The organism is Aeromicrobium sp. Root344, assembly GCF_001425755.1.
Lineage (GTDB): Bacteria > Actinomycetota > Actinomycetes > Propionibacteriales > Nocardioidaceae > Aeromicrobium.
In genome coordinates this window covers 853,819-872,147 of record NZ_LMDH01000001.1, presented here as the reverse complement: position 1 = coordinate 872,147, position 18,329 = coordinate 853,819, and the positions used below count along the sequence as shown (strand labels likewise).

Below are 18,329 nucleotides of genomic sequence, written 5' to 3'. Positions count from 1 at the left end.
TCAGGCCCCGATGAACAGCCCGAGCGCGAGCCCGACGGCGAACACGAGCTCGGCCAGGCCGGTGTCGCGCAGCACGGGGATCAGGGCCATGCCCTTGGCGCCCGACGTGACGGCCTGCCGGGCACGTACGGCCAGGGGTGCCATCGCGAGGCCGAGCAGCGCCCACAGCGTGAACACCGACGCCCAGATCAGCGACGCGACCGCGACGAGAAGCAGGAGCGAGTAGAACCGGCGCGTCCAGGTGTCGCCCAGGACGACCGCGAGGGTCTTCTTGCCGGTGACGGAGTCGGTCGGGATGTCGCGCAGGTTGTTGGCGACGAGGATCGCGCAGGCCAGCGCTCCGACGCCGATCGCGCAGGCCACGGCGAGCCAGGTGAAGTCCTCGATCTGCACGTACGCCGTGCCGAGCACCGCGACGAGGCCGAAGAACACGAAGACGCTGACCTCGCCCAGCGCGCGATAGCCGTATGGCGACGGTCCGCCGGTGTAGGTCCAGGCGGCGCCGATCGCGGCCGCGCCGACGAGCAGCAGCCACCAGCTCGACGTCGCCGCGAGGGCGAACCCCAATGCGGCGCCGAGGCCGAGGAACAGCAGTGCAGCGCGCTTGACCGAGTGAGCCGGCACGAGCCCGGACCCGACCAGCCTCAGGGGTCCGACCCGATCGTTGTCGGTGCCCTTGATGCCGTCGGAATAGTCGTTGGCGTAGTTGACCCCGATCTGCAGCGAGAGCGACACCCCGAGGGCGAGCAGCGCCTTCCACCAGACGAACGCGTCGGCGAAGGCCGCGGCACCGGTGCCGGCCAGGACCGGCGCGATCGCGGCGGGCAGCGTACGGGGCCTGGCGCCGGCGACCCAGAGCTGGGTGGGCGAGAGTGAAGGGGTGGTCACGATCGACCAGTCTGCCACCTGACAGCATGTCAACGTCAGGTTGACGCTTGCTGAGTGTCAAGCTAGCGTTGACGACATGGCGATCGACGACCAGGAGTTCTCGGATCTGATCGGCCGGGCGATAGCCCGGCTGGATCCCACGATCGAGCGGCGGCTCGAGAGCGAGCCCGAGGCGCACCTCGATCTGGTGGTGCTGACCCACCGTACGTACGAGGAGGTCGGCCGCCTGCTGAGGTCCGCCGTGACGTCTGCGCGCGCCGCCGGATCGAGCTGGGAGGCGATCGGCTCCGCGCTGGGGATGTCGCGTCAGGCGGCGCAGCAGCGCTTCGGGCACCGGCCCGTCCCGATCCCCGGCACGGCCGAGCTGCGGCAGCTCGTGGGCCTCACCGCGTTCAACGAGATCGACGTGCTCAACGCGTGGGGTCGGCACGGCTGGCACTCGATCGGGTACGGCCCGCTGTTCCACGACGTCGAGAAGTCGCCCGTGCAGTGGGAGCACAAGCGGGCCGTGATCGGCAGCCGCAAGGCCAAGGATCTCGAGTCCAAGGGTTGGGAGCGCATCGGCACGATGTGGTTCCCCTGGACCTACCTCAAGCGTCCGCTCGACGATCCGGCCGAGCCGGGGGAGCCGGAGTGACCGGGCTGCGACCCGTCGCTGGGTCGCCGCGTGAGGTCTTCGCGTTGGTCGAGCCCTGGGTCCGCGACGGCGCCGAGCCGATCGTCATCCGTACCTCCGGCAGCACGGGCGAGCCCAAGGACGTCGTGCTGTCGCACGCCGCCGTGCTGGCGTCCGCGCACGCGAGCCTCGACCGGCTCGGCGGACCCGGCGGCTGGCTGCAGGCCATGCCGGTCAGCGGCGTCGGGGGCCTCCAGGTGCTCGTACGTTCGGCGGTCGCCGGTCTCGAGCCCGCGTACGCCGACGAGCACGCGTCGCTGGACGCGGCGATCGCTGCGGTCCCCGGCACTCGTCGCTACGCCTCGCTCGTGCCGACGCAGGTGCACCGCCTCGTCGAGTCGGGCGACGTCGCGGTCCTCGCCGGTCTGGATGCTCTGCTGATCGGCGGTGCGGCGGTTCCGGGGGAGCTCCTTGACACGCTCCGAAGGGCCGGCGTTCGTGTCGTGCGGACGTACGGCATGACCGAGACCTGCGGGGGATGTGTCTACGACGGGCTGCCGCTCGACGGCGTGCAGGTGCGGATCGACGACGCGGGTCAGGTGCAGCTCGCCGGTCCGGTGCTGTTCGACGGCTACGCCGACCCGGCGGCGACCGCCCGGGTGCTGCACGACGGCTGGTTCGCGACGGCCGACCTCGGCTCGATCGACGACGAGGGCCGGTTGCACGTCACCGGCCGCCTCGACGACGTCGTGATCAGCGGCGGTGTCAACATTCCGCTGCCGGCGGTGACGGCTGCCCTCCGAACGTACGACGGGGTGCGCGACGCGGTCGCCCTCGGCGTGCCCGACGAGGAGTGGGGCGCGCGGGTCGTGGCCTTTCTCGTGCCCGACGACGCGGTGTGCCTCGACGGGCTGCGGCTCGACGAGCTGCGGGACGGCGTCGAGGAGGCGGGGCTGCCCCGCACGTGGGCACCTCGTGAGGTCGTCCTGCTCGACGCCCTGCCGCTGCTCTCCGGCGGCAAGCTCGACCGCGAGGCCTTGAGGCGCGCCGCACGGGCCTAGGCGACGGCGCCGGCGAGTGGGCGGTGAGTCTGGTCGAACGCGGGGTCGGAAGGCTGCGGGAGCGGTGAGTCTGGTCGAACGCGAGGTCCGAAGGTTCGACCTGGGTCACCGCCGACGCGCGAAGGTTCGACCTGGGTCACCGCCGACGCGCGAAGGTTCGACCTGGGTCACCGCCGATGCGTGCGCAGGCGCTAGGCAACGGCCCCGGCGATGGCGTCGTCGATCGGGTGCTTGCCGCTGACGAGCTCCCACTGGCGGTTGATCGTGGCCGGCTCGTCGAGCGCCGCGACGATCACGGCTGCGACGTCGGCACGAGGCACCTGTCCGCGTTCGACCTTGTCGGCCAGCTCGACCTGGCCCGTCGGTGCGTCGTCGGTCAGGCCGCCGGGCCGGATGATGGTCCAGTCGAGGTCGCTGTCGCGCAGCGCGATGTCGGCGTCGCGCTTGGCCTCGACGTACGCCGTCCACACGTCGCCGGCGTCCCCGCCGAGCGGCTGGTCGACGCCGATCGCCGAGACCTGCACGAACCTGCTGACGCCCGCCGCACGTGCGCCCTCGATCGACTTGAGCGAGCCGCCGAGGTCGACCGTCCGCTTGCGCTCGATGTTGCCGTCGGGGCCACCGCCGGCCGCGAACACCACGGCGTCGGCACCGGTGAACGCCTCGGCGAATGCCTCCGCGCCGTCCTGCTCGATGTCGAGGATGCCGACCTCGGCGCCGAGCGCTTCGAGCTCGGCGGAGTAGTCGGGATTGCGGACGAGCGCCACGGGCTGGTGCCCGGCGTCGACGAGCAGCGGGATGAGGAGGCGGGCGATCTTGCCATGGCCTCCGACGATGGCAACACGAGTCATGACTCCACGCTACGGACCGGGCGGTAAGTTGCCAGTCGTGCAGTTCCGTACGTACGCCATCGAGATGCCCACGCGGTTCCGTGGCATCGACCGGCGTGAGGGGATGCTCGTCGAGGGTCCCGCCGGGTGGGCCGAGTTCAGCCCGTTCCTGGACTACGACGCCCGCGAGAGCGCGCCCTGGCTCGCCGCCGCGCTCGACTCGGCGGAGCGCGCCTGGCCCACACCCGTACGCACACACGTCGCGGTCAACTGCACGGTTCCCGCCGTCGGTCCCGAGCAGGCGCACGGCATCGTGCGCAGGAGCGGGTGCGCGACCGCCAAGGTCAAGGTTGCAGAGAAGGGCCAGACCCTCGCCGACGACGTCGAGCGCGTCGAGGCGGTCCGCGACGCCATCGGGCCACGCGGCAAGATCCGCGTCGACGCCAACGGCGGCTGGTCCGTCGACGACGCGATCAGCGCGATCGCCGCGCTCAACATCGCCGCCCACGGCCTCGAGTACGTCGAGCAGCCCTGTGCCTCGGTCGAGGAGCTCGCAACCGTACGCCGCAAGGTCGGCGTCCCGATCGCGGCCGACGAGTCGATCCGCCGCGCCGACGACCCGTTCCGCGTCGTCGAGCTCGAGGCCGCCGACGTCGCAGTGCTCAAGGTCGCACCGCTCGGCGGAGTCCATGCGTGCCTGCGGATCGCGGAGCAGATCGGACTGCCGGTCGTCGTCTCCAGCGCCGTCGAGACGTCGGTCGGGCTGGCCGCCGGCCTCGCCCTGGCCGCCGCCCTCCCGGACCTGCCCTACGCCTGCGGCCTCGCCACCACCTCGCTGCTCGCCGGCGACGTGGTCGCGGAACCGTTGCGACCTGTCGACGGGCTCCTGCCGGTCGGTCGTCAGGTGCTCGACCCGATGGCGTACGACGCGGTCGCCGCCGACGGCGAGACCGACGCCCGCTGGCAGGCGCGGTTGTCGGCCGTACGCGCGGTGCTGGCATGAGCGACGACAAGCAGCACGCCGTCGGCGTTGCCCGCCGACTCGTCAACACCCTCTTGGGATGGAAGGTCACCGACGCCGTACTCGCGCCGGGCTCCCGGTCGGGCCCACTCGCTCTGGCGTTCGCAGCGGCCGACGAGCAAGGGCTGATCCGGCTCCACGTCCGCGTCGACGAGCGCGAGGCGGGCTTCCTCGCACTGGGCCTGGCCAAGTCATCTCGACGCCTCGTGCCGGTGATCACGACTTCAGGCACGGCGGTCGCCAATCTGCACCCGGCGATGCTCGAGGCCAGACATTCGTACGTCCCGGTCCTCGCCGTCACGGCCGACCGTCCGGCTCGCCTGCGGGGGACCGGCGCCAACCAGACGACGGATCAGCGCGAGATCTTCCCCGGCATCCCGTTTCTCGACCGGGTCAAGGCGATCGTCGGGGGGCCGGCGCACCTCAACCTCGAGCTCGACGAGCCGCTGGTGGAGCCGATTGAGTGGGACTTCCACCCCGCGTTCGCCGTCTCGTCCGTCGAGCTTGAGGGCGAGACCCTCATGCTCCAACCGGGGCCGCGCACCGTCGTCGTCGCGGGTGACGACGCCAAGCAGCCGGCCCGGATGGCCGCACTCATCGGCAACTGGCCCCTCCTCGCCGAGCCCAGCTCGGGTTCGCGCAACGGAGACGAAGCGCTCGTCGCCTACCGCATGCTCCTGCAGCACTCCCCGCTCGCGGAGCAGATCGAGCGCGTCGTCAGCTTCGGCCACGCCACCCTCTCGCGGCCGGTCACACAGCTGCTGTCCCGTACGGACATCGAGATCATCCATGTCGGCACGCAGGAGACCTTCCCCGTGCCGGCTGGCAAGAACGTCACGTTCGTCGACTCCGTCCAGGTCGCGGACGCGAGCCTTCGCGGCTGGCTCGACGACTGGAGGGCCGCCGACGCCGCAGCAACCGCGGCGATCGACGCACTTCTCGACGGCACCACACCGTATGACGTCGCCCGCACGATCAACGCCGCAGTCCCACCCGAGGGCTTGCTGTTCATCGGCTCGTCGAGCCCCATCCGTGACCTCGACCTGGTGGCCCGGCCCTCCACGGTCGGCGAGCGCAGACTCATCATCGCCAACCGTGGGCTGGCCGGCATCGACGGCGTGCTCTCGAGCGCGATCGGCGCCGCCCTCGCGCGTACGTCCAGCCGCTCGATCGCGTACGTCGGCGACCTCACGTTCCTGCACGGCAGCAACGGGCTGCTCATCGGACCCGGCGAGCCCCGGCCCGACCTCACGATCGTGGTGGCGAACGACGACGGGGGCAGCATCTTCTCGACGCTCGAGCAAGGAGCCCCGGAGTACGCCTCGACGTTCGAACGCGTCTACGCCACGCCGACCGGCGCCGACATCGCGGCGATGTGCCAGGCGTACGGGGTGCCGCACCGGCGCGTCGAGCCCGCGGACCTCGGCGCCGCGCTCGACGAGGACGTCCTGGGCATCAGGGTCCTCGAGGTCCCCGTCGACCGGGCCGGGCGCCGCGACCTGACGGCACGGATCGGCGCTGCGGTCCGGGCTGCCGTCCGACCCTGACACTGGTTGTGTCAGCGACATACCCGCAGTAGGTTGTGTGGCACGCGTCACGGCCGCTGAAAGGGACTCATGGGCGACGACAGCTACGACTACATCGTCATTGGATCGGGCAGCGCCGGAGGAGTCGTCGCCGCGCGCCTGACCGAGGACCCATCCGTGTCGGTACTCCTCCTCGAGGCCGGCCCCGAGGACGACGACGACATGATCCACCTGCCGGCGGCCTTCCCTTCACTGTTCAAGACCAAGTGGGACTGGGGCTACCAGACGACGCCGCAGAAGCAGCTCGACGGCCGCCGGGCCGACTGGCCGCGCATGAAGGCGCTCGGCGGCTGCTCGTCGATGAACGCCATGATCTACATCCGCGGCAACCGCGCGGACTACGACGAGTGGCGCGACTCCTACGGTGCGACCGGCTGGGGCTACGACGACGTCCTGCCCTACTTCAAGAAGGCCGAGGGCAACACCCGGCTGCACGACGAGTTCCACGGGACGAGTGGACCGTTGCACGTCGAGGACCGCCGTTACAGCCACGAGCTGAGCCACGCGTTCGTCGAGTCGGCCGTGACCGCGGGCTTCAAGCGCAACGACGACTTCAACGGCGCCGAGCAGGAGGGTGCCGGGCTCTACCAGGTGACGTGCAAGAAGGGACGCCGCTGGTCGGTCGCGGACGCCTACATCCACCCCGCCCGCAAGCGCCCCAACCTGACGGTGCTGACCGAGGCGTTCGTGACCCGCATCGAGCTGGAGGGCACGCGCGCGACCGGCGTGACCTATCGCCGTGCGGGTGCGACCCACACAGCGCGCGCCAAGGCCGAGATCGTCCTGTCGGCGGGCGCCATCGCGAGCCCACAGATGCTGATGCTGTCCGGCATCGGCCCCGGCGCACACCTGCGCGAGCACGGCATCGACGTACGCGTCGACCTGCCGGGGGTCGGCCAGAACCTGCAGGACCACCCCGTCTCCGGTGCGCTGTTCTACACCAAGGACACCACCGACCTTGCGGAATTCCTGTCCCTCGGCAACGTGCTCAAGGCGCAGAAGGCCGGGCGCGGACCACTGACCTCCAACGTCGGCGAGGCCGGCGGATTCTTCCGGACGCGCGACGACATGGCGGCGCCCGACATGCAGTTCCACGTCGCGCCGTCAGGGTTCTACGACAACGGGCTGCACGAGCCCGTACGCCGAGGGCTGACGATCGCCTCGACGCTCGTACGCGTCGAGAGCAAGGGCCACATCCGGCTGCGCTCGGCCGATCCGACGTGGCACCCGGAGATCGAGGCAGGCTACTTCGCGGACGGTGCCGACCTCGACGCGATGATCGCCGGCTATCGCACCGTGCAGCAGATCGTCAGCCAGGGCCCGCTGGCCAAGCTGATCGACGAGCCCTGGATCCCGGCGTCGGCCGAACCCACGACTGACGAGATCGTGGCCGCGATCGGCCGGCTGTGCCAGACGCTCTACCACCCGGTCGCGACCTGCGCGATGGGCACGATCGAGGGCAGCGTCGTCGATCCGGACCTCAAGGTCCACGGCGTCGAGGGCCTGCGGGTCGCCGACGCCTCCGTCATGCCGCGCGTACCCCGTGGCAACACCAACGCACCTGCCATCATGGTCGGCGAGAAGGCTGCCGACCTCATCAAGGAGTCGAGATGACCGCAATTCTGGAGCCCACGGTCGAGAGCGGCACGACGCCGACCTTCGACTCGCTCAACCCCGCCAACGGCGACGTCGTCGGCACCTACCCCATCCAGGGCCGAGCCGAGGTCGACGCCGCAGTGGCCCGCGCTCGTGACGCGTCGGCGTGGTGGGGCGGGCTGACGTTCAAGGAACGCGGCGACTACCTCCTGACCTGGCGCAGCGTCATCACCCGCCGCATCGCGCAGCTCGCCGAGCTGTCGCACCGCGAGACCGGCAAGCCGCACGGCGACGCCCAGCTCGAGATCATCATCGCGATCGACCACATCGCGTGGGTCGCCAAGCACGCCAAGAAGATCCTCGGTCCCCAGAAGGTCTCGTCGGGACTGCTCATGGCCAACCAGGCCTCGTCGGTCGAGTACCACCCACTCGGCGTCGTCGGCGTGATCGGCCCGTGGAACTACCCGGTCTTCACACCGATGGGCTCCATCGCGTACGCCCTGGCCGCCGGCAACTCCGTCGTCTTCAAGCCCAGTGAGTACACACCCGGTGTCGGCCAGTGGCTCGCCGACACGTTCACCGAGGTCGTCCACGGCCGTCCGGTGCTGCAGGTCGTCACGGGACTCGGCGAGACCGGCAACGCGCTGTGCACCGCCGACATCAACAAGCTGGCGTTCACCGGGTCCGGCCCGACCGGCAAGAAGGTCATGGCCGCCTGCGCCCAGAACCTCACCCCCGTCCTGATCGAGGCCGGCGGCAAGGACTCGCTGATCGTCGACGAGGACGCCGATCTCACCAAGGCCGCCGAGGCGGCGCTGTGGGGCGGCATGTCCAACGCCGGCCAGACGTGCATCGGCACCGAGCGGGTCTACGTCCACGAGAAGGTCTTCGACGCATTCATCACGGAGATCACCGAGCAGGCCAAGGACCTGCGCGCCGGCGATGACGCCGGGGCCAAGCTCGGTCCGATCACGATGCCGTCGCAGATCGGCATCATCAAGAGTCACATCGACGACGCGATCGCCAAGGGCGCGACAGTCGTGATGGGTGGTCCGGAGGCGGTCGGCGAGCGGTTCGTGCAGCCGACGATCCTGACGCACGTGCCCGAGAACTCGACGGAGATCACCGAGGAGACATTCGGCCCGACCCTGGCGATCAACCCGGTCAAGGACATGGACGAGGCGGTCGAGCTGACCAACGCGACGTCGTACGGGCTCGCGGGTTCGGTGTTCGCCAAGAAGAACGGAGTCGACATCGCCCGTCGCATCCGTTCGGGCATGACGTCGGTCAACTCCGTCATCGCTTTCGCCGCGGTGCCCGGCCTGCCGTTCGGCGGCGTCGGCCAGTCCGGCTTCGGCCGCATCCACGGCCCGGACGGCCTCAAGGAGTTCACGTACGCCAAGGCGATCACCCGCCAGCGCATGAAGCCGCTCATGATGCTCACGTCGTTCGCGCGTGACGCCAAGACCGACAACAAGGCGCTCAAGCTCATCACCGTGATGCACGGAGGCAGCAAGACGCTGAAGTAGGCAGATCTGAGGTACCTGCCTTCCGAAACTAGGTAGGTCGCCCGATGTGGCGGGCTACCTCATGCGACGACTCTGGAGTCATGATCCTGAGTCCAGAAGCCTTCGTCCCTGTCGAGATGAGCCGCCACCACGCCGTGGCAATGGCCCTGACCGAGCTGTCGCGGCACGAGCGCGACCGCAGCGGATTCGCCCCGCGGCGCGCCCGCAAGCCGCGCCGCGGTCTCGTCGTACGCCTCGTCAGCATGACGGTGGGGCGGACGGCGCACGTATGACCATCGCCCCCATGTCGGCCGCGTCCGACATGATGGGGGACATGGCTCACGACCGGACCCCCGCGACCCCCCTGATCGGCCGGGTGCGCGAGCTCGAGCAGCTGCTCGAGGCCGCCGGTGTGACCGACCCCGCCGCCCGCGACGTCGTGCTGATCGGCGGCGACGCCGGCATCGGCAAGACCCGGCTGCTGCGCGAGCTCGGTGCTCGAGCGCGAGCCGCCGGCCACCGTGTCCTCGCCGGGCACTGCCTCGACCTCGGCGACAGCGCACCGCCCTACCAGCCGTTCTCCGAGGCCTTCGCGTCGATCGCCGACGCCGAGCGCGACGAGCTCGCCGCTCGCTTCCCTGCGCTTGGGCCCCTCCTGCCCTGGCCCTCGTCGGCCCCGGGTGACGGCGTCGAGCGCGCCGAGCTGTTCGCGTCGGTCGTCGCCGGGCTCGACTCACTCGCCGCCGACCAACCGCTCCTCCTCGTGATCGAGGACGCCCACTGGGCCGACGCCTCGACTCGCCACCTCATCCGCTTCGTGCTGTCCCACGGCTTCCACGGTCCCGTCCACGTGGTCGTGAGCTATCGCGCCGACGACCTCCACCGCCGCCACCCCTTGCGCCAGGCGCTGTCGGAATGGGTACGCCTGCCAGGTGTCCGTCGCATCGAGCTCGAACCGCTCGACGACGGTGACGTCGTCGAGCTCGTCCGCGCTCACGGTGCCGACGCGCTCGACAGCGAGAGCCTGCTGGCTGTCGTGCGCCGCGCCGCCGGCAACGCGTTCTTCGCCGAGGAGCTGCTCGACGCCGGCCTCGCCAACGTCGACGGCGCCCTGCCCGAGACCCTGGCCGACCTGCTGCTGATGCGACTCGAGCGGCTCGACGACAACGCCCGCCGGCTCGTCCGCGCTGCGGCGTGCTCCGACGCGCGCCACGACTACGCGGTGCTGACGCAGGTCGTCGGGCTTGCTGAGGACGAGCTCGACGAGGCCCTCCGCTCAGCGATCGACCACAAGGTGCTCACCCGGGTCGGGGAGGACTCCTACTGGTTCCGGCACGCTCTTCTCGCCGAGGCAGTGCGTGACGACCTGCTCCCCGGCGAGCGGCGGCGCATCCACGCGGCCTACCTCGAGGCGCTCACCTCGGGCAGTCGCCGTGGTCCGGCCGCGGAGATCGCCCTGCACGCCCTCGGCGCCGGCGAGCGCGAGACGGCGTTCCTGGCGAGCGTCCAGGCCGCCGAGCAGGCCCAACGGCTGTCGGGCTACGACGAGGCGGCCCAGCACTACGAGCAGGCGCTGACCCTCGTCGATGCCGCGTCGCCCGACCTCGATCCGGTCAAGCTCGTGATCGACGCGTCCTCTGCGCTCGTCACCTCGGGCCGGTTGCTGCGCGCCGTCGAGCTGTTGCGCGACCATCTCGGACAGCTCCCGTCCGACGCGCCCGCAGAGGACCGGGGTCGCCTGCTCGTGGCGATCGGCGACACGGCCTACTACGCCAATCTCGACAGCGAGTCCGAGCAGGCGAGCCTCGAGGCGGTCAAGGTCGTGCCCGACGAGCCGACCGAGCTGCGGGCCGAGGTCGCGGCGTTGCGGGCGCGCACGGCGTCCAACCGCAGGCGCCACGACGAGGCGATCGAGTGGGGTGAGCGGGCACTGGCGATCGCGGAGCAGATCGGTGCGGCCGACGTCATCGCCGACGCCAAGGCCACGCTGACCCGCGTCATGGTCCGCACGGGCGACGACCCCGAGAAGGCCAAGCGTGGATTCCTCGAGCTCGTCGAGGTCTCCCGTGCCGACGGGCACGTGCTGGGTGAGCTCCGCGGGCTGCACCAGCTGGCGTTCGTCAACTACAACGCCGGAGAGCTCGACGACGCCGAGGACGCGTTCCGGCACGGCATGGTCCGGGCCTCCGAGACGGGGTGGGCCTGGGGGCCCTACGGATTCGACGGCCGGTTCTACTCCGCACTCATCTGCTACATGCGTGGGCGGTGGGACGAGGCACTGGCGCTGCGCGACGTCGGCGCCGACGCTCCCGCGATCCCCGATGCGTCACTCGCCGCGATCGCCCTCATGGTGCATGCCGGCCGGGGCAATGTCGACGAGGTCGAACGCACCCTCACGATGCGCTCGCTGTGGCGCCACGAGATCTCCGCCTCGGTGCATGCCACCTCTGCTCTGATCGAGCTCCACGGAGTAGCGGGTGACCTGTCGGCTGCACGGCGGGCGTTCGACGACCTCGCCGACCTGCAGGTTCGGGCCTGGGACGAGCCGTTGTTCTCCGGCGGCATCCGGCTCTCGGCTCTGCTGGTCGGCCAGTACGCCACAGCGGTGCCGACGCTCGATCGCGCCGACCATGCACCCTTGCTCGCTCAGGCGGCAGAGCTGGCCGAGTTCTCCGACCGGGTCGCGGCGGGCATCCACCCCATGGGACCTGAGGGTGTGGCGTGGCAGCTCCGCGTGCACGCCGAGCACGCGCGGCTGCGCTGGCTGACCGGCGTCGACGTGCCAGAGGGCGACGAGCTGACCGAGCTGTGGCGCCGCGCCCACCAGGCGTTCATCGGGATGGACGACCCCTACGAGGCCGCCCGCTCCGCGACCCGGCTGGCTGCGGTGCTGCTGACGACCGGCGGCGAGGCCGAGGGCAAGCAGCTCCTGGCCGACGCCCGGGTCACCGCCGAGCGGCTCGGAGCCAGGCCCTTGCTCAGCGAGATCGGCGGTCTCACGCGGCGGCCCACCAGGTCCGACATCGAGCTGACTCCGCGTGAGCGCGAGGTGCTCGAGCAGGTCAGCGCCGGGCTCAGCAACGGCGAGATCGCGAGCCGGCTCTTCATCAGCACCAAGACCGTGTCGGTCCACGTCTCCAACATCCTCGCCAAGCTGGCCGCCTCGGGTCGCACCGAGGCGGCGGCCATCGCGCGCCGCCGCGGACTCCTCGACGACTGACGCCGACGTCACTCGCTAGCCTGACCCCGTGCCATTTCATCGCTACGTCGCGCTCGGCGACTCGTTCACCGAAGGCGTCGGCGACCACGACCCGGCCCTGCCCAACGGCGTACGCGGCTGGGCCGACCGGGTCGCCGAGGTGCTGGCCGGCGACGACTTCACCTACGCCAACCTCGCGATCCGCGGCAAGCAGCTGCTGCCCATCCTGGCCGAGCAGATCGATCCGGCGATCGAGATGAAGCCCGACCTGGTCAGCATCTATGCCGGCGCCAACGACGTCCTGCGCCCCCGCATCGACATCGACCGGCTCGTCACCGCGTACGACGTGGCGCTGGGCCGGCTGGTCGATGCCGGGGCGCACCTGCTGCTCTTCACGGCGTACGACCCGGGCGGCTCGCCGGTGTTCGGCGCCCTGCGTGGCCGCTTCGCGATCTACAACGAGCTCGTCCGCCAGGTGGCCGACACGTACGGTGCGACTCTCGTCGACTTCTGGCGCCTGCGCGACTACCGCGACGACCGGATGTGGGACGTCGACCGCATGCACATGTCGAGCCTCGGGCACCAACGCATGGCGATCGCGGTGCTGGATGCTCTCGGCGTGGAGCACACGTTGACGATGGCCGAGCTGCCGCCCGTCTCCCCGCTGACGACCAAGGAGCGCCGGGCCGCCAACCTCGAGTGGGCCAAGGCGCACGCCGCGCCCTGGGTCAAGCGGCGGCTCACCGGCGTCTCCTCCGGCGACAACCTCAGCCCGCGCTGGCCGACCCTGACCCCCGTCCAGCGGTGACGCAGCGACCTGTCCCATGCCGGAACAGGTCGCTCGGTCACCGTCGAGGGTCAGGACGTACGCCGCAGCGCTGTGAGCTGCAGCATCGCGAAGGTCGCGACGAGTCCCGCCTGCAGCAGCGTCCAGACCGCACCGGTCGTGGTGAGGTCCAGCCAGCCGAGGGCGACCACGGCGACGGAGCCGATCGCCCAGACCACGTTGACCTCGGCGGCGAACGTGGCCCACCCGCGCGGGATCGGCCGACGGGTGCCGATGACCCCGAGGATCGCGGCGCACCCCACGAGGAAGACGCCGATGAGGACGAAGTGGGTCGGCGACGGCCCGAGCAGCGAGTCGAGGACCGAGGCGCCGGCGACGTACGCCAGGCCGTTCGCTCCGGTGGTCGCGGCATCGAGCAGGAGCGCGGTCTTGAGGGTGACCGGGCCCGTGGTGGCAGTGGTGGTGTCAGCTGTTGTCGTGTTCATGCCGAGGAGTCTGGACGGGGCAGGTAGGCGTCGCAATGACCTGTGAGGTCATGGCCCGGCGTCCCCGGATCCGCGAGAGTGGGGGACATGACCGCTGCGACCGCCGCCTCACCCGTCGGCTCCCTCCTGCGTGAGTGGCGCCGGCGCCGCCACTTCAGCCAGCTCGACCTGTCGATCGAGGCGGGCATCTCGTCGCGCCACCTCAGCTTCGTCGAGACCGGCCGGTCCCGGCCCAGTCGGTCGATGGTGCTGCAGCTCGCCCAGACGCTCGACGTGCCGAAGCGTGAGCAGAACCAGCTGCTCATCGCCGCCGGGTTCGCGCCGGCGTTCCCGGAACGCCCACTCGACGACCCCGAGCTCGGCGCGATCCGGGCCGGGCTGGACCGGGTCCTCGTGGCGTACGAGCCCTATCCCTGCCTCGTCGTCGACCGCGGCTGGAACCTCGTCATGGCGAACGCCGGCGTCGCGCCAATCCTCGAGGGTGTGGCGCCGCACCTCATGGAGTCTCCGAACGCGCTGCGCATCAGCCTCCACCCCGAGGGCTTGGCGCCGCGCATCCTCAACCTCGCCGAGTGGCGGTTCCACGTGCTGGGCCGCCTGGCCCGAGAAGCCGCGGCGAGCGGCTCGGAGCTGCTCCGCAGCCTGCACGAGGAGCTTCTCGACCATCCCGGTGGGATGCAGGCCGGCGTCGACGACGGCGGGGTGGCGGTGCCGATGGTGCTGGACTCACCCGACGGTCCGCTGTCGTTCATCAGCACCGTCACGACCTTCGGCACGGCGCTGGACCTGACCGCCGCCGAGCTCAGCATCGAGGCTTTCCTGCCGGCGGACGACGCGACGGCGAAAGCGCTCCAGGGCTAGCGCGGCGTCAGGGCGTCGCGCACGGGGATGAGCTTGGCGTTGGACTCGGCGAGCTCGTCGGCCGGCACGGAGTCGGCGACGATGCCGCAGCCGGCGAACAGGCGTACGACCGTCCCGTCGTCCTCGATCTGTGCCGACCGCAGGCCGATCCCCCACTCGCCGTCGCCCGAGGCTCCGATCCAGCCGACCGGACCGGCGTAGCGACCCCGGTCGAGCAGCTCGATCTCGGCGATCAGGCGTACGGCCTCCGCCGTCGGCGTGCCGCCCACCGCAGCCGAAGGGTGCAGCGACGCGGCGAGGCTGAGGACGCTGGCGTCGTCGCGGATGACGCCGGTGACGTCGGTCGCGAGATGCATGACGTTGGGCAGATGCAGCACGAACGGCGTCTCGGGGACGTTCATGCTGGTGCAGTGCGGGGCGAGCGCCTCGGCGACGGACCGCACGGCGTACTCGTGCTCCTCGAGGTCCTTGCTCGACCGGGCCAGCGACCCGGCGAGGGCGAGGTCGTGGGCGTCGTCGCCGGTACGCCTGATGGTGCCGGCCAGCACGCGCGAGGTGACCAGTCCGCGCTCGAGGCGTACGAGCATCTCGGGCGTCGAGCCGAAGAAGCCGTCGACGTGGAACGTCCAGCAGCTGGGGTAGTCCGCAGCGAGCCGGGCCAACGGAGCGCGTACGTCGAGGGGCTCGTCGAGCGAGGCGACGAGGTCGCGGGCGAGGACGACCTTGTCGAGGCCGCCCTGCTCGATGCGCCTGACGGCTTCGCCGACCAGGCCCTGCCATGTGACGCTGTCGACCGGCCCGTCGGCGAACGTCGTGCCGACCGGCTCTGCAGGCGTCGAGACGGCGATCTCGGGCGCCGAGCTGATGCCCGGGCCGATGACCGTGACCCACGCGACGCCGTCGCGGCGACCGATGACGACCTCGGGGACGACGAGGGTGCTGCCCGCGGCGTCGTCGGTGAAGGTGAAGGAGCCGAACGCTACAAGCCCCGAGCCAGGGACGTCGATGTCGTCACGCACGACGGCGTGCGACGAGAGGTCCTGCCACCACTCGGCGGCGTCGCCGAAACGCTCCGGCCCGGCCGTGGAGAACTCAGCGGCGCGACCCCAGCCGACGAGCCCGTCGCCCCCGTGCACCCACGCGAACGCGTCGGTGGGAGGGAGCAGTGACAGCAGCGCGCCAGGGTCGTCGATCGGTGAGGAGCGGACCAGGAGTGGCGCCGTCGCAGCATCGACAGCAGGGTTGCTCACAGTCATTGAGCGTACCCGTGGCAAGGTGGGAAGGTGAGCCGAGCCGGTCTGGACAAGGAACCCCACGACGTCGCGAAGATGTTCGACGGGGTCGCCGAGAAGTACGACCTGACCAATGACGTGCTGTCTCTCGGACAGGACCGTCGCTGGCGCAGGCGCGTCGTCGACCTCGTCGCCCCGCAGCCGGGCGAGACGATCCTCGACCTCGCCGCGGGCACCGGTACGTCGAGCCAGCCGTTCGCCGATGCCGGCGCGACGGTCGTGCCCTGCGACTTCTCGATCGGCATGCTCGAGGTCGGCAAGCGCGAGCGGCCCCGCCTGGCGTTCACGGCCGGTGACGGCATGCGACTGCCGTTCGGGGACGAGACGTTCGATGCCGTCACGATCTCGTTCGGGCTGCGCAACATCGTCGACCCGATCGCGGGCCTGCGCGAGCTCTTCCGGGTCACCAAGCCCGGCGGGCGCATCGTGGTGTGCGAGTTCAGCACGCCGACGTGGGGCCCGTTCGACGCGGTCTACACCAACTACCTCATGCGTGCGCTGCCCACGATCGCCCGCAAGGTCTCGTCCAACCCCGAGTCGTACGTCTACCTCGCCGAGTCGATCCGCGAGTGGCCCGACCAGAAGGGCCTCGCGCTCCGCATGGTCGAGGCGGGCTGGGGCAAGGTCGAGTGGCACAACCTGTCGGGCGGCATCGTCGCGCTGCACCACTCGTTCCGCCCCTAGGCCAGCCGTGCGGGCGCCTTGAACGCCTTGACGGCGCCGGCGACGACGCGGCCCTCGACGGCGTCCCAGAACGTGTCGGCGCGGGCCCAGAAGTGGCGGCTCAGCGGCGCGAACCACCCGGTGTGCGGGGAGTTGGGGTGCGGCCGGGTCGGACTGCCGGCCTCGGAGCCCGCGAGGCGGCGGGCCAAACGGCCGCCGGTGCGCGGACCGACATCTGCGGCGACGTCCGCGACGATGGCCAGCTCGATCGCCATGAGCTCCGCCAGCTCGTGCTGCATCGCCTCCCAGACCTGAGTCCACGGCAGGCGGATGGATCGTGAGGCGCCGTAGAGTCGGCGCTTCATCTGCGCCACGGACCGCTCGAGCCGCCGCACCTGCTCGATGTAGAGCTGCACCCGACGCCGGCCCCCGGGCAGCTCGCGGCGGGCGGTCGGCAAGATGACGGCGCACGATGCCGAGACGTGCCGGCACGCATGGATCATGAAGGCGTCGGTCTTCTGGACGATGGCGCGGGTCGACTCGCGCTCCTGCACGGCGTGACCCACTGCGGCGAGCTGGTCATCGAGCACGCGGTGCGAGTCACCGATGCTCATGAGCAAGGAGTTCTGCATGTCGTGCACCTCGTTCGTGTGGTCTTGTGAGGTGTTCGTCGCCAGCAGCCGCAGGGATCGGTCGTGGTGTGACCCAGGTCTCCATCTCGAGGTTAGTGTGACCTAAGTGACACTGCCGAAAACCCGGGCGTAGGGTGAGACCGTGATCACGTTGTGAAGCGATTCACAAGCGCACGAACACACACAGCTCTTGCTCTGTCGGTTGACGCCTGGGAGGTGCCGTGACGGCTTACACGCCGATCATCGTGCTCGGAGCCATTGCGGCTGCATTCGCCATTGGCAGCGTCGCGATCGCCCCGCTGACCGGGCCCAAGCGCTACAACCGCGCCAAGCTCGACCGCTACGAGTCGGGCATCGAGCCGAGCCCGCTGCCCGAGGGCGGCGGCAAGGTCTCGATCCGCTACTTCATCATCGCGATGCTGTTCATCGTCTTCGACATCGAGATCATCTTCCTCTACCCGTTCGCCGTCGCGTTCGACGCGCTCGGGTGGTTCGGCCTGATCGAGATGTTCATCTTCATGCTGACGGTGTTCATCGCCTATGCCTACGTATGGCGCCGTGGAGGCTTGGAATGGGACTGAGCGAAGCGAAGGACCAATTCAGCACAGCACGTCAGGGGCCCCGCGTCGGGCGCGGTCCCCGACTGACGACGTGGGCGCACGACCAAACGAGGAGCGGCCGACGTGGGAATTGAAGAAAAACTGCCGTCAGGTGTTCTGCTCTCGACTGTCGAGGGACTCGCCGGCTACATGCGCAAGGCCTCGTTCTGGCCCGCGACGTTCGGACTCGCGTGCTGCGCGATCGAGATGATGACGTTCGGCGCCCCGCGCTTCGACTCGGCCCGCTTCGGCATGGAGGTCTTCCGGCCGTCGCCGCGCCAGGCTGACCTGATGATCGTCGCCGGCCGCGTCAGCAACAAGATGGCCCCCGTCGTCCGCCAGATCTACGACCAGATGGCCGGCCCCAAGTACGTCCTCGCGATGGGCGTCTGCGCGAGCTCGGGCGGCATGTTCAACAACTACGCGATCGTGCAGGGCGTCGACCACATCGTCCCGGTCGACATGTACCTCCCCGGCTGCCCGCCGCGGCCGGAGATGCTGATCGACGCGATCCTCAAGCTGCACGACCAGATCCAGCACGAGAAGCTCGGCGTCAACCGCCTCAACGAGATCAAGGAAGACGAGAAGGTCGCCCTCCTCGCCACGCCGACCTCGGCCATGAAGGGTCTGATGCGTTGATGAACGAGCGCCAGCGAGTGGACAATCCAGTGCACATCGCGCTGCCGTCGCACTCTTTGTCTTTTT

18 protein-coding genes are annotated in these 18,329 nt (G+C 70.4%); 13 read left to right on the top strand and 5 right to left on the bottom strand.

Features of this window, described 5'->3' with window-relative positions; translation table 11 throughout:
- On the bottom strand, positions 1 to 891 hold the full coding sequence (locus ASC61_RS04295; protein WP_056215293.1) for a 1,4-dihydroxy-2-naphthoate polyprenyltransferase: 891 nt from the start codon (positions 889 to 891) through the stop codon (positions 1 to 3).
- A gap of 73 nt (positions 892 to 964) precedes the next feature.
- Between ASC61_RS04295 and ASC61_RS04290 the strand changes: the two genes are divergently transcribed.
- A complete protein-coding gene (locus tag ASC61_RS04290) occupies positions 965 to 1,525 on the top strand; it encodes a hypothetical protein (RefSeq protein ID WP_056209818.1) in 561 nt (186 codons plus the stop codon).
- Entirely contained in the window at positions 1,522 to 2,565 is a 1,044-nt protein-coding gene (locus ASC61_RS04285; protein ID WP_235503480.1) for an AMP-binding protein, read from the top strand. Before ASC61_RS04290 ends, ASC61_RS04285 begins: the two co-directional genes overlap by 4 nt.
- A 191-nt stretch (positions 2,566 to 2,756) precedes the next feature.
- Here the strand turns inward: ASC61_RS04285 and ASC61_RS04280 are convergent, their stop codons facing one another.
- Complete coding sequence (locus tag ASC61_RS04280; RefSeq protein ID WP_056209814.1) at positions 2,757 to 3,416, bottom strand: SDR family oxidoreductase; 660 nt, start codon at positions 3,414 to 3,416, stop codon at positions 2,757 to 2,759.
- Between the two features lie 37 nt (positions 3,417 to 3,453).
- On the opposite strand from ASC61_RS04280, the gene ASC61_RS04275 reads away from it, so the two are divergent.
- The 7 genes from ASC61_RS04275 to ASC61_RS04245 all read left to right on the top strand — a co-directional run bounded on the left by ASC61_RS04275 (position 3,454) and on the right by ASC61_RS04245 (position 13,113).
- Positions 3,454 to 4,398: an o-succinylbenzoate synthase gene (locus tag ASC61_RS04275; protein ID WP_235503479.1), complete on the top strand. Its 945-nt coding sequence runs from the start codon at positions 3,454 to 3,456 to the stop codon at positions 4,396 to 4,398.
- Entirely contained in the window at positions 4,395 to 5,963 is a 1,569-nt protein-coding gene (gene menD / locus ASC61_RS04270; RefSeq protein ID WP_056209808.1) for a 2-succinyl-5-enolpyruvyl-6-hydroxy-3-cyclohexene-1-carboxylate synthase, read from the top strand. The genes ASC61_RS04275 and menD overlap by 4 nt, the downstream gene beginning before the upstream one ends.
- A gap of 69 nt (positions 5,964 to 6,032) precedes the next feature.
- A complete protein-coding gene (locus ASC61_RS04265) occupies positions 6,033 to 7,616 on the top strand; it encodes a GMC family oxidoreductase (RefSeq protein WP_056209805.1) in 1,584 nt (527 codons plus the stop codon).
- Complete coding sequence (locus ASC61_RS04260) at positions 7,613 to 9,127, top strand: aldehyde dehydrogenase family protein (protein WP_056209802.1); 1,515 nt, start codon at positions 7,613 to 7,615, stop codon at positions 9,125 to 9,127. Before ASC61_RS04265 ends, ASC61_RS04260 begins: the two co-directional genes overlap by 4 nt.
- Before the next feature lie 80 nt (positions 9,128 to 9,207).
- Positions 9,208 to 9,399, top strand: a complete 192-nt coding sequence (locus tag ASC61_RS19915) for a hypothetical protein (protein WP_056209799.1) — start codon at positions 9,208 to 9,210, stop codon at positions 9,397 to 9,399.
- Positions 9,396 to 12,326 (top strand): helix-turn-helix transcriptional regulator, encoded by a 2,931-nt coding sequence (locus ASC61_RS20410; RefSeq protein ID WP_056209796.1) that lies wholly within the window; start codon positions 9,396 to 9,398, stop codon positions 12,324 to 12,326. The genes ASC61_RS19915 and ASC61_RS20410 overlap by 4 nt, the downstream gene beginning before the upstream one ends.
- A 28-nt stretch (positions 12,327 to 12,354) precedes the next feature.
- Positions 12,355 to 13,113, top strand: a complete 759-nt coding sequence (locus ASC61_RS04245) for an SGNH/GDSL hydrolase family protein (protein ID WP_056209793.1) — start codon at positions 12,355 to 12,357, stop codon at positions 13,111 to 13,113.
- Between the two features lie 50 nt (positions 13,114 to 13,163).
- Here the strand turns inward: ASC61_RS04245 and ASC61_RS04240 are convergent, their stop codons facing one another.
- The gene (locus ASC61_RS04240) at positions 13,164 to 13,577 is read right to left on the bottom strand and encodes a hypothetical protein (RefSeq protein ID WP_056209790.1); all 414 of its coding nucleotides are present in this window, start codon (positions 13,575 to 13,577) and stop codon (positions 13,164 to 13,166) included.
- 87 nt (positions 13,578 to 13,664) lie between these two features.
- Between ASC61_RS04240 and ASC61_RS04235 the strand changes: the two genes are divergently transcribed.
- Complete coding sequence (locus tag ASC61_RS04235; RefSeq protein WP_056209785.1) at positions 13,665 to 14,438, top strand: helix-turn-helix domain-containing protein; 774 nt, start codon at positions 13,665 to 13,667, stop codon at positions 14,436 to 14,438.
- On the opposite strand, the gene ASC61_RS04230 is transcribed toward ASC61_RS04235, so the two are convergent.
- On the bottom strand, positions 14,435 to 15,694 hold the full coding sequence (locus ASC61_RS04230) for an isochorismate synthase (protein WP_056209782.1): 1,260 nt from the start codon (positions 15,692 to 15,694) through the stop codon (positions 14,435 to 14,437). The two genes, ASC61_RS04235 and ASC61_RS04230, sit on opposite strands and share 4 nt — an antisense overlap.
- Before the next feature lie 27 nt (positions 15,695 to 15,721).
- Between ASC61_RS04230 and ASC61_RS04225 the strand changes: the two genes are divergently transcribed.
- Positions 15,722 to 16,414, top strand: coding sequence for a demethylmenaquinone methyltransferase (locus tag ASC61_RS04225; protein ID WP_056209779.1), 693 nt, complete (start codon positions 15,722 to 15,724; stop codon positions 16,412 to 16,414).
- Here ASC61_RS04225 and ASC61_RS04220 read toward each other — a convergent pair.
- Positions 16,411 to 17,025 carry a hypothetical protein gene (locus ASC61_RS04220; protein WP_157439370.1) on the bottom strand — a complete coding sequence of 205 codons (615 nt, stop codon included), beginning with the start codon at positions 17,023 to 17,025 and terminating at the stop codon, positions 16,411 to 16,413. The two genes, ASC61_RS04225 and ASC61_RS04220, sit on opposite strands and share 4 nt — an antisense overlap.
- A gap of 221 nt (positions 17,026 to 17,246) precedes the next feature.
- On the opposite strand from ASC61_RS04220, the gene ASC61_RS04215 reads away from it, so the two are divergent.
- Both ASC61_RS04215 and ASC61_RS04210 read left to right on the top strand, forming a co-directional pair.
- Complete coding sequence (locus tag ASC61_RS04215) at positions 17,247 to 17,606, top strand: NADH-quinone oxidoreductase subunit A (RefSeq protein ID WP_056209772.1); 360 nt, start codon at positions 17,247 to 17,249, stop codon at positions 17,604 to 17,606.
- Positions 17,607 to 17,708: 102 nt separating this feature from the next.
- Complete coding sequence (locus ASC61_RS04210) at positions 17,709 to 18,263, top strand: NuoB/complex I 20 kDa subunit family protein (protein WP_056209769.1); 555 nt, start codon at positions 17,709 to 17,711, stop codon at positions 18,261 to 18,263.
- Positions 18,264 to 18,329: the final 66 nt, after the last annotated feature.